Origin of the sequence: Pseudoclavibacter caeni, from assembly GCF_008831125.1 — a bacterium.
In the GTDB taxonomy this organism is placed as follows: domain Bacteria; phylum Actinomycetota; class Actinomycetes; order Actinomycetales; family Microbacteriaceae; genus Pseudoclavibacter_A; species Pseudoclavibacter_A caeni.
Window position 1 is genome coordinate 272,863 of the sequence record NZ_WBKA01000003.1, and the last position, 24,442, is coordinate 297,304.

A 24,442-nucleotide genomic window follows, 5' to 3' on the forward strand; every position below is an offset into this window, starting at 1 on the left:
CGATCCTATGCCGCAGCGGAGGCGGGCGGGGCCGGCTCAGACCAGATCGAGCAGCGCCCGGTGCACCGTGGTGTCGCCGGTCAGCTCCGGGTGGAAGGCGATGCCGATCGCGTCGCCCTGCGCGACGGCGACGGCCTGCCCCTGATGCCGGCCCGCCTCCCGGGCGCCCGCACCAACCCGCACGATCCGCGGCGCGCGGATGAACGCCGCCCGCACCGGCCCCCACAGGGTGTCGACCTCCGCCTCCGCCGAGGCGATCTGCGGCCCGAAGGCATTGCGGTCGACGGTGACGTCGAGCACGCCGAGCGTGCGCTGCCCCGGAGCGGGGTTGGCGACCTCGCGGGCCAGCAGGATGAGCCCCGCGCAGGTGCCGAGCACCGGCATCCCCGCGTCGATCTGTGCGCGCAGCGGATCGGCCAGGCCGACCATACGCGCCAGCCGGTCGATCACTGAAGACTCGCCGCCGGGCAGCACCAGCGCGTCCACCCGCGCCCCGTCGGGGCCGACGAGGTCGGCGACCCGGCGCACAGGCACTGCCCGCACGTCGCGGCCGTCCGGCCCGGTCATGCCGCCGAGGAGGTCGAGGTGCTCGCGCACCCCGCCCTGCAGGGCGAGCACGCCGACGGTGATCGGCGTCGCGGATGCCGACACCGTCACCAGCCCCGCTCGGCCAGCCGGTGCGGGGCGGGCAGGTCGGCGACGTTGATGCCGACCATCGCCTCGCCGAGCCCGCGGGACGCCTCGGCGATCGCCGCCGGGTCGTCATACTGGGCGGTCGCCTTCACGATCGCCGCGGCCCGCTTGACCGGGTCGCCCGATTTGAAGATGCCCGAGCCGACGAACACGCCGTCGGCGCCGAGCTGCATCATCATGGCCGCGTCGGCCGGGGTCGCGATGCCTCCGGCGGTGAACAGCACGACGGGCAGCTCACCGTGCTCGGCGACCCACTGCACGAGGGGCAGCGGGGCGGCGAGCTCCTTGGCCGCGACGTACAGCTGCTCCGGCTCGCTGGCACGCAGGGCCTGCAGCCGTGCGATCTCGGCCTTGATCGTGCGGATGTGCTTGGTCGCCTCGGAGACGTCGCCGGTGCCCGCCTCGCCCTTCGAGCGGATCATCGCCGCACCCTCGCCGATGCGCCGCAGCGCCTCGCCGAGGTTCGTCGCGCCACACACGAACGGCACGGTGAAGCGGTGCTTGTCGATGTGGTTGACGTAGTCGGCCGGTGAGAGCACCTCGGACTCGTCGATGTAGTCGACGCCGAGCTCCTGGAGCACCTGCGCCTCGACGAAGTGGCCGATGCGGGCCTTGGCCATCACCGGGATCGATACCGCCTCGATGATCGAGTCGATGAGGTCCGGGTCGCTCATGCGCGCCACACCGCCCTGGGCGCGGATGTCGGCGGGCACGCGCTCGAGGGCCATGACGGCGACGGCGCCGGCGTCCTCGGCGATGCGGGCCTGCTCGGGGGTGACGACGTCCATGATGACGCCGCCCTTGAGCATGTCGGCCAGCCCGGACTTGACAAGCGGCGTGCCGGTGACCGCGGTGGATGCATTCTCGTGGGATTCGCTCATGCCGACCATCGTCTACGCTGGAGTGGTCTGCGACAAGATCCGGTGTTCACCCAGTTCGGCAGACCACTTCCGGTCATGCGGGGCTGCCCGACAGCAGGGCCGGCCGGCGGCCGGAGGCGTGGATGCCGAGCGGAAGGAGCCAGCGTGCGCACGACCGAGATCCCGGAGCTGCCCCTGCCCGAGGACGCGACGCTGACCATCCCGCAGCGGATCGCGCAGGGCGTGCGCGCGCTCGTCGACTCCGGAGCGCTCTCCCCCGGCGACCCGGTGCCCGCCACAAGGCCCTGGGCCCAGCGGCTCGGCGTGTCGCGCAGCAGCGTCGTCGCCGCGTACGACCAGCTCGCCGCGGAGGGGTATCTGGCCGCCCGGCGGGGCTCGGCGACGCGGGTGAACCCCCGCCTCGCACTGCTGCACCCGCGGAACCGCACGGGGACGTCCCGCCCTGGCACCCGGGCGGAGGCGCTGCACCCCACGGCCCCGCATCCGGCGGCCACAGCACCGCACCCGGGCGCGTCCGTGCGGGGTGCATCCCCCGCCGCGGCGACCCCCGCCGCAGGGCCCCGGGCCAGGCCGCCGCGCCCCGGCGAGACGCCGCGTCGGCACGCCGGCGCGTCCCAGACCGACCGTGCCCCGGGCGCGCCGACCCCGATCGACCTGCTGCCCGACCGCCCGGCGACGGACGCGCTGCGCACCCCCGCCTGGCGACGAGCCTGGCGCGAGGCCGCCGACGCCGTCCCCCGCCCGCTGCCGCCGGCCGGCGCGCCCGCGCTGCGCCGGGAGATCACCGAGCATCTCAGGCACATGCGCGGGCTCGTGCGCACGCCCGACGACCTGCTCGTCACCGCGGGCGCGCGCGAGGGGCTCGCGCTACTGCTGCGGACGCTGCAGGCCGACGCGCCCCGCGGCGGGCGCGCCCTGCGCGTGGGCGTCGAGGCACCGGGCTACCCCTCGCTGCGCCGGGTCGCCACCGCGCTCGGCGCGACGCTCGTGCCGCTGGCCGCCGACGCGTCCGGGCTCGTCACCGACCGGCTGCCGGACGCGGCGCCCGACGTCGTGATCGTGACTCCCAGCCACCAGTACCCGCTCGGCGGGTCGCTGCCGATCGACCGGCGCCGCCAGCTGCTCGGCTGGGCCGCCGCGCACCGTGTGGTCGTCGTCGAGGACGACTACGACTCCGAGCTGCGCTACGTCGGCCAGCCCCTACCGGCCCTCGCCGCGCTCGACGATCCCGTCAATGGCGTGGTGGTGACGCTCGGCACGTTCTCGAAGACCGTCGCCCCGGAGGTCGGGGTGGGCTTCGTCATCGCCCCGGACGGTCTGCGTGCGCGGATGCTGCAGCTGCGCGAGGTGCTCGGCTGCCCGGTGTCGGGTGTGGTGCAGACCGCGTTCACCGGTTATCTGCGCAGCGGGGAGCTGCGCCGGCACACCGCGCGGATGCGTCGCCGGTACCGGCAGCGTCGCGACCGGGTGCTCGCGGTGCTCGGCCCGGTGCCGGGTGTGGAGGTGCTGCCCATGGACGGCGGACTGCACGCGGTCGTGCGCGTGCCCGGCGACGTCGACGAGGGCGCGCTGCAGGACGCGTGCGCCGCGGCCGGGCTGCGCACCGCGCCGCTGTCACGCTACTGGCGGGGTGCGGCGCCGCGTCCCCGGCCGATGGCCGGGCTCGTGATCGGCTACGCGCACCTCGAGGACCGCACGCTCGACGAGGGGCTCGCGAGACTGCGGCAGGTGCTGCGGTCGGTCAGTCCCCGAGCCCGCCGATGACGATGTTCCATGCCTGGATGTGCCGCTCGGTCACGAGCCCGCTGGCGACCATCGGGTCGTCGTCACTCAGGGCGGCGGCCTGCTCGATCGAGTCGGCCTGCAGGATCAGCAGCGCGCTGTTCGGGCCGGGCACGGCCAGTGGCCCGGACGCCAGGTTCTGCCCGTTCTGCTGCAGCCCGGAGAGGTACGCGCGGTGCTCGGGCCGGGTGGCGGCGAGCGCCGCGTCGTCATCGATGTACACGTAGGTGACGGCGTAGAGCGACATGCTGCGAGTGTAGCCTCGGCGTCAGACGCGGCGAGTAGCGTGGATCGCACGACAGGGAGAGAAGGCCGGATGCGCATCCTCATCGCCGGGGCCAGCGGGCTCGTGGGACAGGCGGTCGTCCGGGTGCTGGAGCCCGCCGCGCATGAGACGGCGGTGCTCGTGCGCCCGCAGACGCCCGTGCTCGGCGCGGCGCCGACGGTGTCGGCCCCGGTCAGCCGGGTGTGGCGCTGGGATCCCGTTGCCGGCACGGTCCCCGACGAGGCGATCGCCTGGGCGGACGCGGTGATCTCGCTGAACGGGGCGCCGCTCGCCCGCCTGCCCTGGACCCCGCGTCGACGCGCCCTGATCCGCCGCAGCCGGGTGGCCCCCACCCGCGTGCTCGCCGAGGCGATCGCCGCGTCGCCCCGGCCGCCTGCCGCGTGGGTGAGTGCCTCCGCGGTCGGGATCTACGGCTCGCGGCCGGGCGAGCGGCTGATCGAGTCCGCCATCCCCGGCACCGGCTTCCTGGCCGACGTGGTGCGTGGCTGGGAGGCGGCGACCGAGCCGGCCCGCGCGACGACGCGCGTCGTGCATGCCCGCACCGGCCTCGTCCTCTCGCGACGGGGTGCGCTCGGCCCGATCGCCCGATTGGCCGAGCTGGGCGTGGCCGGCTCGCTGGGCTCCGGCCGCCAGCACTGGCCGTGGATCTCGCTGCATGACGAGGCGGCCGCGTTCGTCCATCTGGCCACGGCGAGCCTCATGTCGGGCGCGGTGAACCTCGCCGCGCCGGTGACCGCCACCTGCGGCGAGATCGTCGCCGCCGTGGCCGACGCGCTGGGACGTCCGCATCGCCTGCCCGTCCCAGGCTGGACACTGCGGGCTGTGCTCGGTGAGGCGGCCCGCGACCTGCTGCTGGCCGACCAGCGCGTGATGCCGCTGCGCCTCGTCGCCGACGGGTTCCGGTTCCGCGACACCGTGCTGGTGGACGCGGTGCGGGCCGGACTGCGACACTGAGACGGACTGGGGCGGGCCGGGCTGCGGCACTGAGGCAGGCGGGGACGGGGCTCCCCGGCACAGCCCCATGCACGGCAGCGGCACGGAATACCCCGCCCGAGACCGGTTGTTGGATACCCTTGATGGCAGCGGCGCACAGTGGCGCGCATCGATCAACACACAGACGCAGAGGAGATCACCTTGGCACTCGACAATCCCGTCCTCTCGAAGTCGCCGTACTTCAACGGGCAGGCGCCCCGGGTGGGTGAGACCGCGAGCGCCGACCAGCTGCGGGCGATGTACGACCAGCCGGCCGCAGCCGAGCCCACCGTCCGGCAGGCCGGATCCGGGTTCGGCGGCGACGGGGCCGACATCACGCACCCCCTCTCCGCCGCGGAGCGGATGAGCTATGACGGCGTGATCGTCAAGACGGCCGGTCTGTTCGCCGTGCTGCTCGCCGGCGCCGCGGTCGGGTGGTTCCTCCCGGGACTCATGATGGTGGGTGTCATCGGCGGCCTCGTGCTGGGGCTGATCAACTCGTTCAAGCGGGAGCCCTCCGTGCCGCTCATCCTCGCCTACGGCGCGGCCGAGGGGCTGTTCATCGGCGGCATCTCCAGCGTGTTCGCGCAGACGTACTACGGCGGCATCGTCATGCAGGCGGTGCTCGCGACGCTGTGCGTGTTCGGCGTGACACTCGCGCTGTTCGCGAGCGGCAAGGTGCGCGCCTCGGCACGGGGCGCGAAGATCCTGCTCATCGCGATGGTCGGCTACTTGGTGTTCGGCGTCGTCAACCTCATCCTCTCGATGACCGGCGCGGTCACCGATCCCTTCGGCCTCTACGGGGCGCACCTCTTCGGCATCCCCGTCGCCGCACTGGTCGGCGTGCTCGTGGTCATCATGGCCGCGTACTCCCTCGTGCTCGACTTCGACCAGATCCAGACCGGCGTGCGCGCCGGCGCCCCGGCGAAGTACGGGTGGACGGCCGCGTTCGGCCTCGTGGTCACCCTGGTGTGGCTGTACATCGAGTTCCTGCGCCTGTTCGCGGTGCTCGCCAGCAACCGGGAGTGACGCCGGCCCAGCCCGCATCCGAGGCCCCGTGACGTGTTCGCGTCACGGGGCCTCGTCGTGTCCGGGGCCTCGTCACGGAGCAGGGACATCCGCCTCGTCCGGAACCTCGACGGGTTCGTGGGGCCTCGTCGTGTCCGGGAGCATCCGCCGGTCTCGTGGGGCTCCGTCGCGGGCGCCATTCGCCACAGTCCGGGTGGATCTGCGCTCGCGGACCACGTCCGGCACGATCCCGACGAACCGCCCCGACTGCGGATGGCCAGCAGGTGTACACTCCCATCTTGTATCCAAGTTGTATGCGAAGGAGTGCCGACCGTGGCCGCACTGGCGTCCGAACGCGTCTATGACGATCTCAAGGAGCGCATCATCCTCGGGGAGATCCCCGGCAACGCCCTGCTGAGCGAGGGCGAGGTGGCGCAGCGCCTCGGCGTGAGCCGCACCCCCGTGCGCGAAGCGTTCCTGCGTCTGCAGACCGAGGGGTGGATGCACCTGTACCCGAAGCGCGGCGCGCTCGTCGAGGGCGTGGACCAGCACGAGGGCACCGAGATCCTCGAGGCCCGCCGACTCATCGAGGTCTGGGCGGCCAGACGCATCTGCGCGACACCCACACAGTGCGAACGCGTCGTCGACGAGCTCGACCGGGCCCTGGACGAGCAGGAGCACGCCCTGACCGAGACCGCTCCCCTGCCCGCGTTCCTCGATGCGGATCTCCACTTCCACCAGCTGCTCGTCGAGCGCGCCGGCAACCGCATCCTCACCGCCGTCGCCCACCAGCTGGCCGATCGCCAGCGCCGGATGACCGCCCTGGCGGTATCCGCCGGCGCGGATCGACCACGGCGGGTGCTCACCCAGCACCGGGCGCTGCTCGAGACGCTGCGCACGGGCGACGCCGACGCGTTCGCCGCGGCTCTCGACCGCCACTTCGCTGACATCCACGGCGGCGACACCCGGTAGCGCCCCGGCCGGCGTCAGCCCAGCCCGCCACAGCATCCGCACCTGCGTCGCATCCGGCCCGCGATGTCCTGGCGCGACTCGGCACGTCCCTGATCACAGCACCGCACGCCGCGATGCGTTCGCCGGGCTGGCACCAGCCGACGGACTCCGCCCCGCGGCGTCCGGCCAGCCCGTCGCCTGGCCTGCTCCTCCCCGTCCGGCATCTCGCCGGCCTCGGCTCCTCCCACCGTCCCTCCTCCCACGATCTACACAACGTCACGACCTTAAAGCCATGTCCTCCTTCTCTCCCGTCTTCCCCTCCTCCCCCTCCTCCGCAGCCGACGCCGCCGTGACCCCCGTCCGTCACCGACGTCGCCCCGACTGGCTCGCCGCCGCCGGTGTACTGTTCGCCGTCGCCTGGGGCGGCAACGAGTTCACGCCGCTGCTCGCCCTCTACCGCATCCATGACCACATGAGCGCCCAGAGCGTGAACGTGCTGCTCGGCGCCTACGTGCTCGGCATCATCCCCGCGCTGCTCATCGGCGGGCCGTTGTCCGACCTGCGCGGCCGACGCCCGCTCATGCACCTCGCGCCGGCGCTGTCGATCGCGGGCAGCGTCCTGCTCACCCTCGGCGCAGTGTGCCATCCACTGCTGTTCATCGGACGCATCTGCTCGGGGCTCGCCCTCGGGCTGGTCATGGCCGTGGGGTCGAGCTGGATCAAAGAGCTCTCCACCCCGCCGTACTCCACCTCCGGCGACGCCGGGTCTGGTGCCCGGCGGGCCACGATGGCGCTCACCGTCGGCTTCGCCCTGGGCGCGGTGGTCGCCGCACTGCTCGCTCAGTTCACCCCGATCCCGGAGATCGCCCCATACGCGGTGAACATCGTGCTCACCGCCGCCCTGTGGCTCGTGCTCATCGGCACCCCGGAGACGAACCCGACGGTCACCGGCGTGCCGCTCGGCAAGGACGAGGACGCCACGTCATCTGCGCCAGGGACGTCCACAGCGGCCTCGGCCACGCCGGCGCGGACGCCCTCCGCACCAGCGCATGAGTCGCTGCGGGATGCACTGCGGCTGCGCGAGGCCGTCTCGCCCCGGTTCCTGCTCGTCGTGCTGCCCATGGCACCGTGGGTGTTCGGGGCCGCCGCGAGTGCGTACGCCGTGCTGCCAGCGCTCGTGATGGATCTGGTGCCCGGTTTCGAGGTCGCCTTCGCCGGCATCCTGTGCTTCGTGGCGCTGAGCTTCGGGGTGCTCAGCCAGCAGATGGCGCGGCACCTCATCCGCCCGCACAGCCAGCGGGCCATCGCGTCCGCCATGCTCGCGGTGATCGTCGGCGTGGTCATCGCCGCGGCGAGCGCGTTCACCCACAGCATGGTGATCACGGTCGTCGCAGCCGCCGCGCTCGGGTTCGCGTACGGACTGCTGCTCATCGCCGGTCTGCAAGAGACCCAGCACTGCGCCAGACCGGAGCACCTGGGTGGCATGGTCGGCGTGTACTACTCGCTGACCTACCTCGGGTTCTTCATCCCCGCCATCCTGTCAGCGCTCGCGCCGATGATCACCTACGGGGCGATGTTCCTCATCGGCGGCGCCATCGCCGCGGCGAGCGTGGTCGTCATCCAGGTGGGCGTGCGGCGGTTCTGACCCGAGGGCTCATTCGCAGGCGCCGGGAAACCGGCTCTTCGGACATCTTCTGGTGGGAGTCATTAGACAAGGCGAGGAGCATGCACAGCAGGTGGTTGTGCTGGTTGCGGAGCCCTTTCGCGAGACGTCGGTGGAGCTCGATGATCCCGTTGACGGCCTCGGTGCCTCCGTCGTGCGCGGCTGGTGGTGAAGTACGCGAGGAACGCGTCACCCCATCGGTGGCGGGACCGGCCCAGATGGGTGGTCTCGGGGGATCGGGCAGGTGTGGAATGCGTCGGCGACCTTCTCGGGGCGATCCGCCGCCCGGCGGCGAGGTCCTTCTGGTGGTAGGCGGAACGTAGTTGCTGGGCGCACTGCCACGCGACGAACACCTCGTCGTGGGCGGGGTCGGTCTCGATGGCCGCGACCAGCCGGGCGCGCTGCTTGTCGGTGAGGTTCTCGGCCCCGGCGCGCAAGATAGTCTGGATCCCGTAGAGCGGGTCGCCGGTCCGACCGCGATGCCCGAGGGTGTCCTGCTGGACGCGGCGGCGGACCTCGTCGACCGCGGCGGTGCCGCGTTTCACGACGTGGAACGCGTCCAGCACGGCCATGGCGTCTTCAAACTGGTCGTCGATCACGGTCGTGTCCCCGGCGAACAGGTCCAACACACCACCAGCGCGTTCCGACGGAACACATCACCGCGTCCGGCGAGCCAGGATGCGTAGGCCTTCCAGAAACGGCCGGGCACCAGGTCCGGCAGCCTCGCCGGCGACCGACCCAGCGCCGCACGATGGGCACCCAGTCGAGGACGCGAGGCTCGAGACCGTGACCACCAGCAGCAGCCCATCGCCGCGGTCGACGTCCTCGACATGGACACCATCAAGACCGAGCAGAAGATCGCAGCGAGAACACGCGCCGAAGGCAGAGCATCCTGTCGGCCTGCCCGATCCCCGAGATCGCACGCCTGGGCCGCACCCTCCGCCGCTGGCGAGCCGCGTTCCTGGCCTACTTCACGACCGGACGATCATCGAACGGCGGAACTGAGGCCGTGAACGGGATCATCGAGCTGCACCGTCGCCTCGCCCGCGGCTTCCGCAACCGCGACAACTACCGGCTCCGCATGCTCCTCGCCGCCGGCGGACTCACCCCATGACCCCCACCGGATGTCCGAAGAGCCGCTAATGTCCATACATGAAACTTTATGTAAGATGTGAGCATGTCTTAACCGCCCGAAAGGTGAACAGCCATGGCAATCATCCGACCCGTATCCGACCTGCAGCGCAAGGTCGGCGAGCTAACCCGGCTCGCCAAGGAAACGAAGGAGCCCATATACCTCACCAAGAACGGCGCCGAGCATCTCGTGCTCATCGACTTCGACGAGTTCGAGCGCCTGGCGAAGCTCGCCGGAAGAAGCGAGGCGAGGCGGCCATGAGCGGAACCTACGACTACTCATTCGTGAAAATGAACGAGGAGGACACGAAGCTGAAGCTCATAACGCCCGCCGTCGAGAAGGCCGGGTGGGACAAGATGAGGCAGATGTTCTGCGAGTACTCCTACACCGACGGGGAGATCATCGTGCGGGGAAAGATGACGACCCGTGGCAAGCGCAAGAAGGTCGACTACCTGCTCATGCACCAGCGCGACGTCCCCATCGCGGTCATCGAGGCCAAAGATACGCAGCACACGGTCGGGGCGGGCATGCAGCAGGGCATAGGCTACGCTGTGGACCTGCGCGTACCCTTCGTCTACAGTTCGAACGGCAAGGGCTTCCTGGAGCACGACATGATGACGGGAGCCGAGAGGGAGCTCCCCATGGACAGGTTCCCGAGCCCGGACGAGCTGTGGGCGCGCTACTCGAGGCAGGACGGGCTCACGGACGAGGGCGAGGAGATCGTCGAGGCCCCTTATTACCACGACTACGGCTCTCTGACGCCGCGCTACTACCAGAGAAACGCCGTTAACGAGACAATCCGAGCCATCGCTCACGGCCAACGCCGCATCCTGCTCGTCATGGCGACGGGCACCGGGAAGACGTTCACCGCGTTCCAGCTGGTCCACCGCCTCCGCGAGAGCCGCACCGTGCGCAAGGTGCTCTACCTCGCGGACCGCAACGTCCTCGTAGACCAGACCATCACCGGCGACTTCAAGCCCCTGGAGAAGGTGACCACGAAGGTCAAGGGCCGCACGCTGGACAGCGCCTACGAGGTGTACTTCAGCCTCTACCAGCAGCTCGTGGGCGAGGACGGCGAGGAGATATTCCGCGCCTTCGACCCGTCGTTCTTCGACCTCGTCATCGTGGACGAGTGCCACCGGGGCTCTGCCAAGGCGGACTCCGCCTGGCGCAAGATCCTCGAGTACTTCAGCGGCGCCATCCAGATCGGCATGACCGCCACCCCCAAGGAGACCGAGGAGGTCTCCAACATCGACTACTTCGGCGAGCCGGTCTACACCTACAGCCTCAAGCAGGGCATCGAGGACGGATTCCTCGCCCCCTACAAGGTCATCAGGCCGAAGCTCGACATCGACGTCTACGGCTGGCGCCCGGCAAAGGGCCAGCTCGACGACAACGGCGAGCCCATCGAGGACCGCGTGTACTCGATAACCGACTTCGACCGCAATATAGTCGTGAAGGAGCGCACGGAGACCGTCGCCGCTAAAATCACGGAGTTCCTGAAGGGCACCGACCGTTACGCCAAGACCATCGTGTTCTGCGTCGATATCGACCACGCGGAGCGTATGAGGCAGGCCCTGGTCAACTGCAATAGGGACATCACCAAGGACCATCCGACCTATGTCATGCGCATAACCGGCGACAGCGCCGAGGGCAAGGCGCAGCTGGACAACTTCATGGACCCGGACGAGAAGTACCCGACCATCGTCACCACCTCGAAGCTGCTCACCACGGGGGTCAACTGCAAGACCTGCAAGGTCATCGTCCTCGACAACCTCTTCGGCGAGCAGGGCATGACCGAGTTCAAGCAGATCATCGGGCGAGGGACCCGCATCAAGGAGGACTACGGGAAGCTCTACTTCACCATCCTCGACTTCCGCAACGCGAGCCGCCTCTTCGCCGACCCCGCGTTCGACGGCGAGCCGGTGCAGATATACGAGCCGCCCGAGGAGGACTCCATCGTCCCTCCCGACGAGCCGGATGGGCAGGAACCTGAAGAGACCCCGTCGGACTTCAACTCCGAGGGAGACGGAGAGTCCGACGATACCAACGACGACCGCGTCAAGTACTACGTGCACGGCGTCCCGGTCACCGTGGTCTCGGAGCGCGTCGAGTACTACTCGGACGACGGCGGACTGGTCACGGAGAGCCTCAAGGACTACACGCGCAGGAACATCCTCGGCCAGTACGACTCCCTCGACCACTTCCTCAAGGCATGGAACGAGGAGGACCGCAAGCAGGCCATCATCAACGCCCTGCGCGACGAGGGCGTGTTCCTGGACGCGCTGCGCGAGGAGTCCGGCCAGGAGCAGATGAGCGACTTCGACCTCATCTGCCACATCGCCTACGACCAGAAGCCCCTCACGCGCTCCGAGCGCGCGAACAACGTGGAGAAGAGGGGCTACCTCTACGAGTACAACGAGATGGCGCGGCGCGTGCTCGACACGCTGCTGGACAAATACGCCAACTCGAACCTCGTCGACCTAGCCGACACCCATATCCTCGACCTCGAGGAGTTCCAGGAGTTCGGCAGCCCCATGCGCATCGTGAAGGCGTTCGGCGGCAAGAAGAAGTACCTCGAGGCCGTGCACGAGCTCGAACGCGAGCTCTACTCCGCCTAGCAAACGAGAAGGAGAACCTGAATGGCACTTGGCACCCTGGTCAAGGCCCTGCAGAACATCATGCGGAAGGACGCCGGCATCAACGGCGACGCGCAGCGCATCGAGCAGATGACGTGGATGTTCTTCCTCAAGGTCTACGACGCCAAGGAGGAGGAGTGGGAGTTCCACGACGACTCCTACGAGTCCGTGATCCCCGAAGAGCTGCGCTGGCGCAGCTGGGCGGTGGATTCCAAGGACGGCGAAGCGCTCACCGGCCCCGAGCTCCTCGACTTCGTGAACAACAGGCTGTTCCCCGGTCTAGCGGGTCTCGACTTGCCAGAGGGTGCTCCGCTGTCCCAGGTCATCGTGAGGCAGGCGTTCACGGACGCCAACAACTACATGAAGGACGGCGTTCTGCTGCGCCAGGTGGTCAATGCGATCGACGACGCGGTCGACTTCACGGAGTACAAGGAGCGGCACGCCTTCGGCGAGATCTACGAGACGATCCTCAAGGACCTGCAGAGCGCCGGCAACGCGGGCGAGTTCTACACGCCCCGCGCCGTCACTGACTTCATGGCCAGGATGGTCGACCCCAGGCTCGGCGAGAGCGTCGCGGACTTCGCCTGCGGCACCGGCGGGTTCCTCACCTCGGCGCTCAAGCTCCTCGAGGAGCAGGTGGAGACCCCTGCGGACCGCGAGGTCTACTCCCGGAGCGTCTACGGCATGGAGAAGAAGCAGCTGCCCTACCTGCTGTGCGTCACCAACTTGCTGCTCCACGACATCGACCAGCCCAGGATCTTCCACGGCAACTCGCTCGACCGCGATGTGCGCGAGTACCGGCATGAGCCCGACGGCCTCTTCGACGTGGTGCTCATGAACCCGCCCTACGGGGGAAGCGAGAACGATGCGATCAAGAACAACTTCCCCGTGGCGCTGCGCAGCTCCGAGACGGCTGACCTGTTCCTCGCGCTCATCCTCTACCGGCTGAAGGAGCACGGCCGCGCGGCGGCGATCGTTCCCGACGGCTTCCTGTTCGGGTCCGACGGCGCAAAGGTCGAGCTCAAGCGCCGCCTGCTGGAAGAGTCAAACCTGCACACCATCGTGCGCATGCCCCAGAGCGTGTTCGCGCCGTACACGAGCATCACCACCAACATCCTGTTCTTCGAGAACGGCAGGCCCTCCGAGGGCGTGTGGTTTTACCGCATGGACATGCCAGAGGGCTACATGCACTTCTCGAAGACCAAGCCCATCAGGCTGGAGCACTTCGACCCCGTAATCGAGTGGTGGAACAATCGCAGGGAAATCGACGAGGACGACCACCCCAAGGCGCATTTCTACACTCCAGAGGAGCTGAAGGAAGGCGGCTACAACTTCGACTTGTGCGGCTACCCGCATGAGGAAGAGGAGATCCTGCCGCCCGACGAGCTCATCAAGAACTACAAGGCGGAGCGCGAGCGACTAGACGCGGAGATCGACGCCAGGCTGAGCGAGATCTGCAGCATCCTCGGAATCGAGCTCTAGATGAAGGCACAGGACCTGAAGAACTCCATCCTCCAGCTGGCCGTGCAGGGCAAGCTGGTGCCCCAGGATCCCTCCGACGAGCCCGCAGGCGAGCTCCTCGAGCGCATCCGCGAAGAGCGCGCGGAGCTCATCGAGCAGAAGAAGATCAGGAGGCCCAAGGGCGGGGAGTCGGTGATCTACCGCGAGGGCAATAGCTGGTTCGAGCGTTGCGGCAAGTCCGAGCCCGCCTGCATCGACGACGAGATCCCCTTCGACATCCCGGAGAGCTGGGAATGGGCACGGCTGGAAACCGTCACATCCTACATTCAAAGAGGTAAATCACCGAGATACTCCAGCATCGAAAAATACCCAGTTGTCGCACAAAAATGCAATCAATGGTCAGGGTTCTCCCTGAAGCTGGCGAAATTTATCGATCCAGATACCGTAGCTTCATATGCGGAGGAGCGAATTCTAAGGGATGGTGACCTGCTTTGGAACTCGACCGGCATCGGGACATTAGGCCGCATGGCTGTATACGACTCGCATGTAAACAAATACGGATGGGCCGTCGCGGATAGCCACGTAACCGTCATAAGAACGAAGGAGAGTTGGCTGGACTTCCGTTTCGCATATCTATACTTTGCGGGGCCGTCGGTTCAGCTAAGGATTGAGGACCAAGCGAGTGGTAGCACCAAACAGAAGGAACTGGCACAGGAAACGGTACGGAACTATCTCATCCCCATTCCGCCCATTGAAGAGCAGCGACTCATCGTCGAGAAGGTAAACGAGCTCATGCCGTTGGTCGAGGAGTACGGGAGGCTCGAGGACGCGCGAGAGAAGCTGGACGCTGAGCTCCCGGACCGTCTGCGCAAATCCGTGCTGCAGCTTGCCGTCGAGGGCAAGCTGGTACCCCAGGACCCCTCCGACGAGCCCGCGGGCGAGCTCCTCGAGCGCATCCGTGGGGAGCGCGGCGAGCTCGTGAAGCAGAAGAAGATCAGGAACCCCAAGGGCAGGGAATCGGTGATCTACCGCGAGGGCGGCAGCTGGTACGAGCGCCGCGGCAAGTCCGAGCCCGTCTGCATCGACGACGAGATCCCCTTCGACATACCGGAGAGCTGGGAATGGGCTAGGCTGGAAAGTCTCTGCAGGGTAATTGTCGATTGTCCTCACTCAACACCACAATATCTTGCGAACGAAACTGGATACATTGCCATAGACACCAACTGCATTGACGACAGGTGGCATCAGACAGATGGGCGTAACTTATCTAAAGAGTCATATGAATCACGTGTTAGTAAATACGTACCGCAAATCGGTGACATAGTGTTTACGCGGGAAGGTTCCATAGGCCGTTCGGTGATACTTGCTAGAGAAAACGTTTGCCTCGGGCAACGTGTAATGCTTATGAGCACTGAACCGTATGCTCTTTATAACAAGTATTGCCAAATAGTTCTGTCCTCTGCATATGCTTGGTTAATCTACAAGAAGGCAAACGTGGGAACTGGCGTAAAACACATTAATGTCGCGACAGTGAAGTCTCTACTTGTTCCCATCCCGCCTCTTGCCGAACAGCGGCGCATCGTCGAGAAGGTGGACCAAATCATGAAGCTGATAGGAGCCTAACGCATGGGCAAGGAACTGTTCGATAACATCCCTAGCAAGGTCGAGGACCTACTCCGAGACGTGGAGCTGGGAAAGCTAGGCCTCCCCGACCTGCAGAGGCCCTTCGTCTGGCCCGACAGCAAGGTAAGGAACCTCCTCGATTCGATGCTCAAGGGCTATCCCATCGGCTACATCATGCTCTGGTCGTCGCCGGACGAGTACGACAACGCTAAGCAGATCGGCGACAACGATAAGACCTACAAGGAGCCCGACGACCTGGTCATCGACGGCCAGCAGAGGCTCACGGCCCTGCTGGCGGCGCTCCATGGGACGAAGGTCCGGGATAAGAACTACCAGGAGCGGACGATAAGGATATCGTTCAACCCGCTCACCAGGGAGTTCGCGGTCTGGACGCAGGCGTACGAGAGGAACACGGAGTGGATCAGCTCCGTGAGCTCGGTATTCGAGGCGGACAGGGACCACTCCGTGTCCAAGTTCCGCAAGGCCTTCATCAGGCAGGCCAACGAGGGACGGGAGAGGAACGGCAGGCCCGCGCTGACCGACGAGGAGGAGGACCTGATCGAGGAGAACCTCAACGACCTCCTCAACCTAGGGATATACACGCTCCCGACGCTGAAGATAAACTCGAAGGCCGACGAGGAGGACGTGGCGGAGATCTTTGTCCGCGTGAACTCTGGCGGGACCAAGCTCACCGAGAAGAACTTCATCGAGACGCTCCTCGCGGTGTTCGACAACGAAGTGCACGCGCGCATAGACAGGTTCTGCGCGGAATCCCGCATCCCGAAGGACGGGACCGCTTACAACCAGATTATCGAAGTCGACCCGTCGCACCTCATCAGGATCGCCGTCGGAGTCGGCTTCAGGCGCGCCCGTCTCAAGTACGCCTACATGCTCCTGAGAGGCAAGGACCTGACGACCGGGATTACTTCGGCAGAGACGCGCAAGGAGAACCTAGGAAAGTTCAAGGATGCCCTCGACCTCGCTCTCAACCTCAACAACTGGCACGCCTTCCTCAACCTGTTCGGTAAGGCGGGGTACCTGAAAGGAAGCATCGTCGCCTCGACCAATGCGGTGGTGTTCAGTTACGTCCTGTACCTCATCGGCAAGTACGACTACAAGGTCCCGGCGTTCGAGCTGAACAAAGTCATCACCAAGTGGATCTTCATGGCCACCATCACCGGCTTCTACACCGGGTCAACGGAATCAGAGGTCGAAAAGCAGTTCGCCGACTTGCGAGAGGTGACAACGCCGGAAAGCTTCGTGCCCTATCTGGAATCGACCATCGCAACCAGGTTCACAGACGACTTCTTCACCTACAGCCTGCCGAGCAGTCTCGAGGGTTCGTCGGCAAACTCGCCGTCATGGTTCGGCTACGTTGCTTCTCTGATTGTCTTGGGCATGCCCATGCTGTTCAGCACGTCGCCGCTTGCCCAGTATTTCACCATCGGCGCAAGCGGGAAGAAGAACGCAATCGACAAGCACCACATCTTCCCGAAGAACTACCTGACGAAGATCGGCTACGACAACGATCGCGAACGGAACCAGATAGCAAACTTCACTTACCTCGACTACAACACGAATATCGAGATTGGCGACAAAGCTCCAGCCGAATATGTCTCAGCTTACAGGGAAAAGCTCGGCGAAGAGGGATACGCAAAATCCTGCAGGGACAACGCACTCCCCCTCGATTTCGAAAACCTCGAGTACCCTGACTTCCTCGCCCAAAGAAGAGTACTCATGGCAAACATCGTGAAGAAAGCGTACGAAAAGCTTTGTGAGTAGTGTCTAGAACCTATCGCCTTGTTTTCTGGTTCCCAATTCCAATACTTGGTTCCCAAACGGTTCCGAAATAAATCAACCCACCGAGAACACCACAAGGTAACAGGCGCACTCACGCACACCTAAAACAAAGAAGCGGCTAGGTAGAAACGTTCATCTACCTAGCCGCATTTTGCTATCTGAACTGCGGAAATCCGCTTGCTTGCCATTGTCCCGCAAAAGCCGGTGCCATTGCGGAGCACCTAGAAGCAATTCGGTTCAGTCAGGATAACTAATACACTTTTTACTGTGTATTATTCCCACTCGATGGTGCCCGGCGGCTTGCTCGTCACGTCGAGCACGACGCGGTTGATCTCTCGCACCTCGTTGGTGATGCGGTTGGAGATCACCGAGAGCACGTCGTACGGCACGTGGGCCCAGTCGGCGGTCATCGCGTCCTCGCTCGTGACGGGGCGCAGCACGATCGGGTGCCCGTACGTGCGGCTGTCGCCCTGCACGCCCACCGAGTGGACGTCGGCGAGCAGCACGACCGGGCACTGCCAGATCTCATCGTCGAGGCCAGCCCGGGTCATCTCCTCGCGGGCGATGGCGTCGGCCTCGCGGAGGATCGCGAGCCGCTCGGGCGTGACCTCGCCGATGATGCGGATGGCCAGCCCTGGCCCCGGGAACGGCTGCCGGCTGACGATCACCTCGGGCACGCCGAGCTCGCGGCCGATCTCACGCACCTCGTCCTTGAACAGGGTGCGCAGCGGCTCGACGAGCTCGAACTGCAGGTCCTCCGGCAGCCCGCCGACGTTGTGGTGGCTCTTGATGTTCGCCGCGCCGTCACCACCGCCGGACTCGACGACGTCCGGGTACAGCGTGCCCTGCACGAGGTAGCGGATCGGCTGCCCGTCGGCGGACGCCTCGTTCTGCAGGTCGCGCGCAGCACGCTCGAACGCCCGGATGAACTCCCGGCCGATGATCTTGCGCTTGCGCTCCGGCTCGGTCACCCCGGCCAGCTCGCCGAGGAACTGCGCCGAGGCGTCGACGGTCACCAGACGGATGCCGGTGGCGGCGACGAAGTCCTCCTGCACCTGCTTGACCTCGTCCTTCCGCAGCAGACCGTGGTCAACGAAGATGCACGTCAGCTGGCTGCCCACCGCGCGCTGCACGAGCGCGGCGGCCACGGCGGAGTCGACGCCGCCCGACAGACCGCAGATGACCCGGTGGTCGCCGACCTGTGCGCGGATGCGCTCCACCTGCTGGCCGATGACGTTCTCGCTCGTCCAGGTGGGCTCGAGCCCCGCGCCATGGTAGAGGAAGTTCTCGAGCGTCTGCTGCCCGAGCGGGGTGTGCAGCACCTCGGGGTGCCACTGCACGCCGTACAGTCGCAGCGACGGATCCTCCATCGCCGCGACCGGGGCGCCGGCCGTGTGCGCGAGCACGGTGAAGCCCTGCGGCGCAGCCTGCACGGCCACACCGTGGCTCATCCACACGGACTGGTGCTCGGGCGAGCCGGCGAGCAGCGTCCCCGGCTCGGTCACCGTCGCATCCGTGTGCCCGTACTCGCCGACGGCGGCCCGGTCGACGACGCCGCCCAGCGCGTACGACATCGCCTGGAAGCCGTAGCAGATGCCGAACACCGGCACGCCGGCGGTGAACAGCGCCGGGTCCACACGCGGGGCGCCGTCCTCGCACACGCTCGCCGGCCCGCCGGAGAGGATGATCGCCGCAGGGTGTCGGGCGAGGATGCGCTCGACGCTCCACGAGTGCGGCACGACCTCCGAGTACACGTGCGCCTCGCGCACGCGGCGGGCGATCAGCTGCGCGTACTGCGCCCCGAAGTCGATGACGAGCACCGTTGGGGTGTCTCGCCCGGGTGCTGCCCGGTCAGGCTGTGTCACCGTGGTCTCTCCTGCTCTCTTCATGTGGTGGGTGGATGTCTCGACAGCTCGTGTGGTGGCTGCCTCAGCTGCTCATGTGAGTGCGCCCGGACGACCGGCCGGCGACGCGCGTGGCGGATGCCACGTGCGGCTCAGCGAGGCTCCCTCGCCGCGGCGTCGGAGGCGGCGGTCTCAGGGGCTGCCCCTCCGGGATCTGACCCGGTGCCGTCAGCCGCAGCCGACCCGGCAGTCGCGGCGTCGGCGGCGACCTGCGCGCGCAGTGCGGCGATCGCGGTGTCATGCTCCTCGGCGCGCCGGTTCGCATCAGCGAGGTCGCGGCGGGCGCGAGCGGACATGAAGTGCTCGACGATGAACGACAGGAACGGCACCACGCCGCCCAGTGCGATGAGGATGAAGTTCTTCAGCGGCCAGCGCAGCAGCGTCCACAGCCGGAAGTCGGCGATCAGGTACACCACGTACAGCCACCCGTGCACGATGAGCACGCCGATCGAGAGGTTCACACCCTGCGCGCTCTCGACGAACACCGGGTCGGCCGAGACCAGCTGCACCCCGTGCTGCGTGTTCGCGAACACCTCGTAACCGTAGCCGTCGTGCCAGGGCACGTACTTGAGCACCATCTCGGCGACGAGCAGCAGCAGGAACACGCCGGTGACATAAGCGAAGACGCTGTAGAACCGGATCGCACCGGGGAGACGCCGCCGGTCGCGAGCCGGCAGGATGGGCTTGCGGGTCATGGCATCCATCCTAGCGTCCGTTCTCTGCCACGCCCGATGACGAACGTCCCTCGTCGGCCGCGCCGCGATTCGCGACCCGGCGCAGCAGTTCGAGCTCCTCGCGTTCCTGGTCGGCGTGCGCGTGCAGCTGTTCGTACTCGTCGCGGCCGAGCCGCCACCACAGGTACAGCGTGAACAGGGCGAACACGGCCCACTCGAGTGCGTAGAAGATGTTGAGCCAGTTGACCTGCGTCTGCGTCGACGGCGGCGGCGAGTAGATCGTGGTCACCTCGTCGGCGAGCGCTGCAGGCAGCCCGTCATTGACGATGGCGAAGTCGTCGTGCCAGGGCAGGCCGGTGTCGGGCCAGCGGTTGACGAGCTCGGCGGCGGCCATGACGGTGGGTCGGTACGCCGCGGCGGTCGTCTGCCGGATCTCCACGCCCTCGTAGGGCATGATGCGGGCGGTCACCGTGAGCGTCGTGCCAGCGTCGGCGAGCCGGGCCACGTCGTCGCGCACGCCGTCGGCGGCCTGCGCGTTGGGACTCCAGCCGAGGGCGACCGGCAGCACGCCGGGGCCGTCCGGGGAGTCGACGCGCAGACCGACGATCGTCCAGGCGCCGACCGTGCCCTGCTGGTCGCGCTGGTCGACGACGTCAGCGGTGCCGGGGATCATCGTGCCGGTGAGAGTCACCCGCTGCTCGATCGCCTGAGGGTCGAGATCCCCATAGGGGTGCGGGAGCACCTGCTCGATCGGCCGCGCCTCCTCCGTGCCCCGGCTGCCGTCGTCGCCCGGGGTCACCGCGCGGGAGAGCTGCCACCAGCCGAGTCCGACGAACACGGCGACGACGACAAGCGCGGCGAGCAGCGCGCCCAGCCACTTCGGGGTGAGCAGCACCGAGAGCGTCGAGCGCGGCGGCTCACTGAGCTCGGCCTCGAGCACGTCGATGAGCGCGTCCGCCTCTGCAGAGCTCATCCGCCGCGGGACGGCGACCTCCCGACCGTCGTCCCCGGCCCGACCCGTGTCGCCGCGCGGCGCGTCCGTGACCCCGGTCACGCGGTCACGCCTCGTAGTGCGAGACCGTAACCGCGACCTTCTGGAACTCCTTGAGATCGGTGTAGCCGGTGGTGGCCATCGACTTCTGCAGGGCGCCGACGAGGTTCGTGGTGCCGGTCGCATCGTGGGCGGGGCCGAAGAGCACCTGTTCGAGCGGGCCGACACTGCCGACCGGCACGCGGCGTCCGCGGGGCAGCCGCTGGTGGCGGGCCTCAGCCCCCCAGTGGTAGCCGCCGCCGGGCGCCTCGTTCGCGCGGGCGAGAGCGGTGCCGAGCATGACCGCGTCCGCACCACAGGCAAACGCCTTCGGGATGTCGCCGGCGTGCCCGAGGCTGCCGTCGGCGATGACGTGCACGTACCGGCCGCCCGACTCGTCCAAGTAGTCGCGGCGGGCGCCGGCGACGTCGGCGACGGCCGTGGCCATCGGCGTGCGCAGCCCCAGTGTGCGCAGCGAGGACGACGTGGCTCCCCCGCCGAACCCGGCCAGCACGCCAGCCGCACCGGTGCGCATGAGGTGCAGCGCGGTCGTGTAGGTGCCGGCGCCGCCGACGATGACGGGCACGTCGAGCTCGTAGATGAACTTCTTGAGATTCAGCGGCTCGGCCGTCGACGAGACGTGCTCGGCGGAGACGGTCGTGCCACGGATGACGAACAGGTCGACGCCCGCGTCGAGCACCGTCTGGTAGAACTGCTGCGTGCGCTGGGGAGAGAGCGCCCCGGCGACCGTCACACCCGCCGCGCGGATCTCGGCGAGCCGGGCCGTGATGAGCTCGGCCTTCACCGGCTCCGCGTAGACCTCCTGCAGCACCCGACCGGCCTGGTCGTCGGTGGCCTCGCGGATGCGCCGGTAGGCGTCGCCCGGATCCTCGTACCGCGTCCAGAGCCCCTCGAGGTCGAGCACGCCCAAGCCGCCGGCGCGCCCGAGGGCGATGACCGTCTCCGGGGACGCCGCGGAGTCCATCGGCGCGCCGATGAATGGCAGGGTGAAGTCGTACGCGTCGATGCGCCAGCTGACGTCCGCGTCCCCGGCGTCGCGGGTGCGCCGGTCCGGCACGACCGCGATGTCGCTGAAGCCGTAGCCGCGACGTCCCGTCTTGCCGACGCCGATCTGCACTGTCTCGCTCATGATTCCTCGTTCACTCTCCCGGGTCGTTCCGGCCCGTCGTCACACCGTGGCGCACCCCGGCCGGGGCTCACCGGCCGTGGTAGTTCGGCGCCTCGATGACCATCTGCACGTCGTGCGGGTGGCTCTCCTTCAGACCGGCCGGGGTGATGCGCACGAACCGACCATGCTCCTTGAGCTCATCGATCGTGCGGGCGCCGACATAGAACATCGACTGCCGCAGCCCGCCGACGAGCTGGTAGGTCACCGCGGAGAGCGGACCGCGGTACGGCACCTGCCCCTCGATGCCCTCGGGGATGAGCTTGTCGTCGCTCGGCACGTCGGCCTGGAAATACCGGTCACGCGCGTAGCTGGTGCGCTGACCGCGCGTCTGCAGTGCGCCGAGGGACCCCATGCCCCGGTACTGTTTGTACTGCTTGCCGTGGTCGAAGACGAGCTCGCCCGGGCTCTCGTCGGTGCCGGCGAGCAGCGAGCCGAGCATGACGGAGTCGGCACCGGCGACGAGGGCCTTCGCGATGTCGCCGGAGTACTGCAGGCCGCCGTCGGCGATGAGCGGCACCCCGGCCGGGATCGTGGCCTTCGAGGCCTCGTAGATGGCCGACACCTGCGGCACACCCACGCCGGCGACGATGCGGGTGGTGCAGATCGAGCCCGGGCCCACGCCGACCTTCACCGCGTCCACGCCCGCGTCGACGAGCGCCTGCGCACCCTCGCGGGTGGCGATGTTGCCGCCGATGACCTGCACGTGGCGGGTCGCCGGATCGCTCTTGAGCCGCTTGATGATGTCATGCTCGCCCTTGGAGTCGCCGTTGGCGGTGTCGGTGACCAGCACGTCCACACCAGCCTCGACGAGCGCGCATGCCCGCTCCCAGGCGTCACCGAACACGCCGATCGCCGCGCCGACGAGCAGCCGGCCCGAGCCGTCCTTGCTCGCGTTCGGGTACTGCTCGGCCTTGTCGAAGTCCTTGACGGTGATGAGGCCCTTCAGATGCCCCTCGTCGTCGACGAGCGGGAGCTTCTCGATCTTGTGTGTGGCGAAGGTGCGGTAGGCGTCCTCACGGCTGATGCCGACCGGACCGGTGATCAGTTCTCCCTTCGTCATCACCTCGCGCACCTTCGTGGTGGCACGCTCGGCGACCGGCACCCAGCGGATGTCACGGTTGGAGATGATGCCCACGAGCACGTCGTGCTCGTCGACGACCGGCAGGCCGGATACCTTGAACTTCGCGCAGATGTCGTCGACCTCCTGCACCGTGGCGTCAGGGCCGGTCGACAGCGGGTCGGTGATCATGCCCGACTCGGAACGCTTGACGAGGTCGACCTGCGTGGCCTGACCCTCGATCGAGAGATTGCGGTGCAGCACGCCGATGCCGCCCTGCCGGGCGAGGGCGATCGCCAGCCGGGCCTCGGTGACGGTGTCCATCGCGGAGGACATGATCGGGATGTTGATCGTGAGCTCACGGGTCAGACGGGTCTTCGTGTCGACCTCGCTGGGGATGACGTTGGTGTGCCCCGGCAGCAGGAGGACGTCGTCATAGGTGAGACCGGTGTAGGCAAAGGGGTCGTGTGCCATTTCTTCCTTCCACGAGCGCGGTGCCACAAGTGTATCGCGCCGGCGGTCGCACCACGCCGCGGCCGGATGCGACGGGCGCGACGTCATCATGCGCCCGCTGGCACACCCGGCCCGGGCGCGTCCGAGCCGGGTGTCATGACCCGCCCGCCCCGGCCCACCGCGTAACACAGCTGACACATAGGCCGGGTAGCCTGCGAGCCACCGCCGGCGGGCGCGCCGTCCGCCGCCGGGGGCGTGCGTCCACTGCGTGCGCCGGCGACCAGAAAGGCTTCCGGCATGGTCCTGACCGCAGCGCTCCCCGCACCGGCGCCCGACGCGCTCACGCTCGCCGACGGCGGCTTCCTCGCTGACCAGCTCGCCCCGAGTCTCGTCTCCGGGGTGATCTACGGGCTCATCCTCGCCCTCGCCTCGATCGGTGTCTCGCTCATCTACGGCACCACCAGACTGAACAACTTCGCCCACGGCGACCTGGTCACCTTCGGCGGGTTCGTCGCCGTCGTCGCGATGGGCTCCGCAGCCCTGCCCGCCTGGGCCGCGGTGCTGCTGGCGTTCATCGTCGGCGGCCTGTTCGGCTGGGTGCAGGACGCCCTGCTGTGGCGTCCACTGCGCCGCCGTCGGGTCGGCGTGATCCCACTGATGATCGTCAGCATCGGTCTCTCCCTGGTGCTGCGCTACCTGTACGCCTTCCTCTTCGGCCCCGACCGCATCGTGCTGCCGGTCTCCAGCGATGCCTGGCTCGTCGTCGGAGGGGTGCGTCTGCGGATGTGGGATGTGCTGGGCTCGCTCATCGCGGTGGCCCTGCTGGTGGCCACGGCGCTGCTGCTCACCCGCTCCCGGATCGGCAAGGCGACTCGCGCAGTCGCCGACAACCCCGCCCTCGCTGCGGCCTCCGGCATCGACGTCAACCGCATCATCCGCGTCGTGTGGACGGGCGGCACGGCGCTCGCGGCGGTCGCCGGCGTGCTGCTCGCCTTCTACCAGACCCAGCAGTGGGACACCGGCGCGTCGGTGCTGCTGCTCATCTTCGCGTCGGTCGTGCTCGGCGGCCTCGGCACCGCCTACGGGGCGCTCGTCGGTGCCCTCATCATCGGCATCGCCGTCAACGTCTCGAGCCTGTTCCTGCCGGGCAGCCTCAAGTTCGTCACCGCCCTCGTGATCATGATCATCGTGCTGCTTGTCCGCCCCCAGGGGATCCTGGGGCGGCCGGAGCGAATCGGCTGAGA

At 67.8% G+C, this 24,442-nt stretch carries 20 protein-coding genes and 1 pseudogene; 12 read left to right on the forward strand and 9 right to left on the reverse strand.

Annotated features, from left to right (window positions below):
• Window positions 1-36: 36 nt before the first annotated feature.
• Both pdxT and pdxS read right to left on the reverse strand, forming a co-directional pair.
• Window positions 37-657, reverse strand: a complete 621-nt coding sequence (gene pdxT, locus F8O02_RS05445) for a pyridoxal 5'-phosphate synthase glutaminase subunit PdxT (RefSeq protein ID WP_225734129.1) — start codon at window positions 655-657, stop codon at window positions 37-39.
• On the reverse strand, window positions 654-1,574 hold the full coding sequence (gene pdxS, locus F8O02_RS05450; protein WP_225734130.1) for a pyridoxal 5'-phosphate synthase lyase subunit PdxS: 921 nt from the start codon (window positions 1,572-1,574) through the stop codon (window positions 654-656). Before pdxS ends, pdxT begins: the two co-directional genes overlap by 4 nt.
• A gap of 144 nt (window positions 1,575-1,718) precedes the next feature.
• On the opposite strand from pdxS, the gene pdxR reads away from it, so the two are divergent.
• A complete protein-coding gene (gene pdxR / locus F8O02_RS05455) occupies window positions 1,719-3,338 on the forward strand; it encodes a MocR-like pyridoxine biosynthesis transcription factor PdxR (protein ID WP_179416361.1) in 1,620 nt (539 codons plus the stop codon).
• Here the strand turns inward: pdxR and F8O02_RS05460 are convergent.
• Entirely contained in the window at window positions 3,316-3,603 is a 288-nt protein-coding gene (locus tag F8O02_RS05460) for a YciI family protein (RefSeq protein WP_158036224.1), read from the reverse strand. The two genes, pdxR and F8O02_RS05460, sit on opposite strands and share 23 nt — an antisense overlap.
• Window positions 3,604-3,672: 69 nt before the next feature.
• On the opposite strand from F8O02_RS05460, the gene F8O02_RS05465 reads away from it, so the two are divergent.
• From F8O02_RS05465 to F8O02_RS05480, 4 genes are all read left to right on the forward strand, one after another.
• On the forward strand, window positions 3,673-4,596 hold the full coding sequence (locus tag F8O02_RS05465) for a TIGR01777 family oxidoreductase (protein WP_158036225.1): 924 nt from the start codon (window positions 3,673-3,675) through the stop codon (window positions 4,594-4,596).
• 180 nt (window positions 4,597-4,776) lie between these two features.
• Window positions 4,777-5,643 carry a Bax inhibitor-1/YccA family protein gene (locus F8O02_RS05470; RefSeq protein ID WP_158036226.1) on the forward strand — a complete coding sequence of 289 codons (867 nt, stop codon included), beginning with the start codon at window positions 4,777-4,779 and terminating at the stop codon, window positions 5,641-5,643.
• A gap of 312 nt (window positions 5,644-5,955) precedes the next feature.
• A complete protein-coding gene (locus tag F8O02_RS05475; RefSeq protein WP_218859603.1) occupies window positions 5,956-6,594 on the forward strand; it encodes a GntR family transcriptional regulator in 639 nt (212 codons plus the stop codon).
• Between the two features lie 271 nt (window positions 6,595-6,865).
• Window positions 6,866-8,218 carry an MFS transporter gene (locus F8O02_RS05480; RefSeq protein WP_158036228.1) on the forward strand — a complete coding sequence of 451 codons (1,353 nt, stop codon included), beginning with the start codon at window positions 6,866-6,868 and terminating at the stop codon, window positions 8,216-8,218.
• A 62-nt stretch (window positions 8,219-8,280) separates the two neighbouring features.
• Here F8O02_RS05480 and F8O02_RS05485 read toward each other — a convergent pair whose 3' ends face one another.
• Window positions 8,281-8,865, reverse strand: coding sequence for a transposase (locus tag F8O02_RS05485; protein WP_158036229.1), 585 nt, complete (start codon window positions 8,863-8,865; stop codon window positions 8,281-8,283).
• Window positions 8,866-9,128: 263 nt separating this feature from the next.
• On the opposite strand from F8O02_RS05485, the pseudogene F8O02_RS05490 reads away from it, so the two are divergent.
• The 6 genes and pseudogenes from F8O02_RS05490 to F8O02_RS05515 form a co-directional block, all read left to right on the forward strand.
• Window positions 9,129-9,350: pseudogene (locus F8O02_RS05490) on the forward strand (transposase); the annotation flags it as partial.
• Between the two features lie 93 nt (window positions 9,351-9,443).
• The gene (locus tag F8O02_RS05495; RefSeq protein WP_158036230.1) at window positions 9,444-9,629 is read left to right on the forward strand and encodes a type II toxin-antitoxin system prevent-host-death family antitoxin; all 186 of its coding nucleotides are present in this window, start codon (window positions 9,444-9,446) and stop codon (window positions 9,627-9,629) included.
• Window positions 9,626-11,989, forward strand: a complete 2,364-nt coding sequence (gene hsdR, locus F8O02_RS05500) for an EcoAI/FtnUII family type I restriction enzme subunit R (protein ID WP_218859605.1) — start codon at window positions 9,626-9,628, stop codon at window positions 11,987-11,989. Before F8O02_RS05495 ends, hsdR begins: the two co-directional genes overlap by 4 nt.
• Window positions 11,990-12,010: 21 nt before the next feature.
• The gene (locus F8O02_RS05505) at window positions 12,011-13,489 is read left to right on the forward strand and encodes a class I SAM-dependent DNA methyltransferase (RefSeq protein ID WP_158036231.1); all 1,479 of its coding nucleotides are present in this window, start codon (window positions 12,011-12,013) and stop codon (window positions 13,487-13,489) included.
• A complete protein-coding gene (locus F8O02_RS05510) occupies window positions 13,490-15,091 on the forward strand; it encodes a restriction endonuclease subunit S (protein WP_158036232.1) in 1,602 nt (533 codons plus the stop codon).
• 3 nt (window positions 15,092-15,094) lie between these two features.
• A complete protein-coding gene (locus tag F8O02_RS05515; protein WP_158036233.1) occupies window positions 15,095-16,873 on the forward strand; it encodes a GmrSD restriction endonuclease domain-containing protein in 1,779 nt (592 codons plus the stop codon).
• A 290-nt stretch (window positions 16,874-17,163) separates the two neighbouring features.
• Here F8O02_RS05515 and guaA read toward each other — a convergent pair whose 3' ends face one another.
• The 5 genes from guaA to guaB form a co-directional block, all read right to left on the reverse strand.
• Window positions 17,164-18,756: a glutamine-hydrolyzing GMP synthase gene (guaA, locus tag F8O02_RS05520; RefSeq protein ID WP_225734131.1), complete on the reverse strand. Its 1,593-nt coding sequence runs from the start codon at window positions 18,754-18,756 to the stop codon at window positions 17,164-17,166.
• Window positions 18,757-18,887: 131 nt separating this feature from the next.
• Entirely contained in the window at window positions 18,888-19,490 is a 603-nt protein-coding gene (locus F8O02_RS05525; RefSeq protein ID WP_225734132.1) for a DUF3817 domain-containing protein, read from the reverse strand.
• A gap of 10 nt (window positions 19,491-19,500) precedes the next feature.
• Entirely contained in the window at window positions 19,501-20,523 is a 1,023-nt protein-coding gene (locus tag F8O02_RS05530) for an SURF1 family cytochrome oxidase biogenesis protein (protein WP_158036236.1), read from the reverse strand.
• Window positions 20,524-20,527: 4 nt separating this feature from the next.
• On the reverse strand, window positions 20,528-21,649 hold the full coding sequence (locus F8O02_RS05535; protein WP_158036237.1) for a GuaB3 family IMP dehydrogenase-related protein: 1,122 nt from the start codon (window positions 21,647-21,649) through the stop codon (window positions 20,528-20,530).
• 67 nt (window positions 21,650-21,716) lie between these two features.
• Complete coding sequence (gene guaB, locus F8O02_RS05540; protein WP_158036238.1) at window positions 21,717-23,219, reverse strand: IMP dehydrogenase; 1,503 nt, start codon at window positions 23,217-23,219, stop codon at window positions 21,717-21,719.
• A gap of 276 nt (window positions 23,220-23,495) precedes the next feature.
• Here guaB and F8O02_RS05545 point away from each other — a divergent pair, with 276 nt between their 5' ends.
• On the forward strand, window positions 23,496-24,440 hold the full coding sequence (locus F8O02_RS05545; RefSeq protein ID WP_158036239.1) for a branched-chain amino acid ABC transporter permease: 945 nt from the start codon (window positions 23,496-23,498) through the stop codon (window positions 24,438-24,440).
• The last annotated feature ends 2 nt before the right edge of the window (window positions 24,441-24,442 follow it).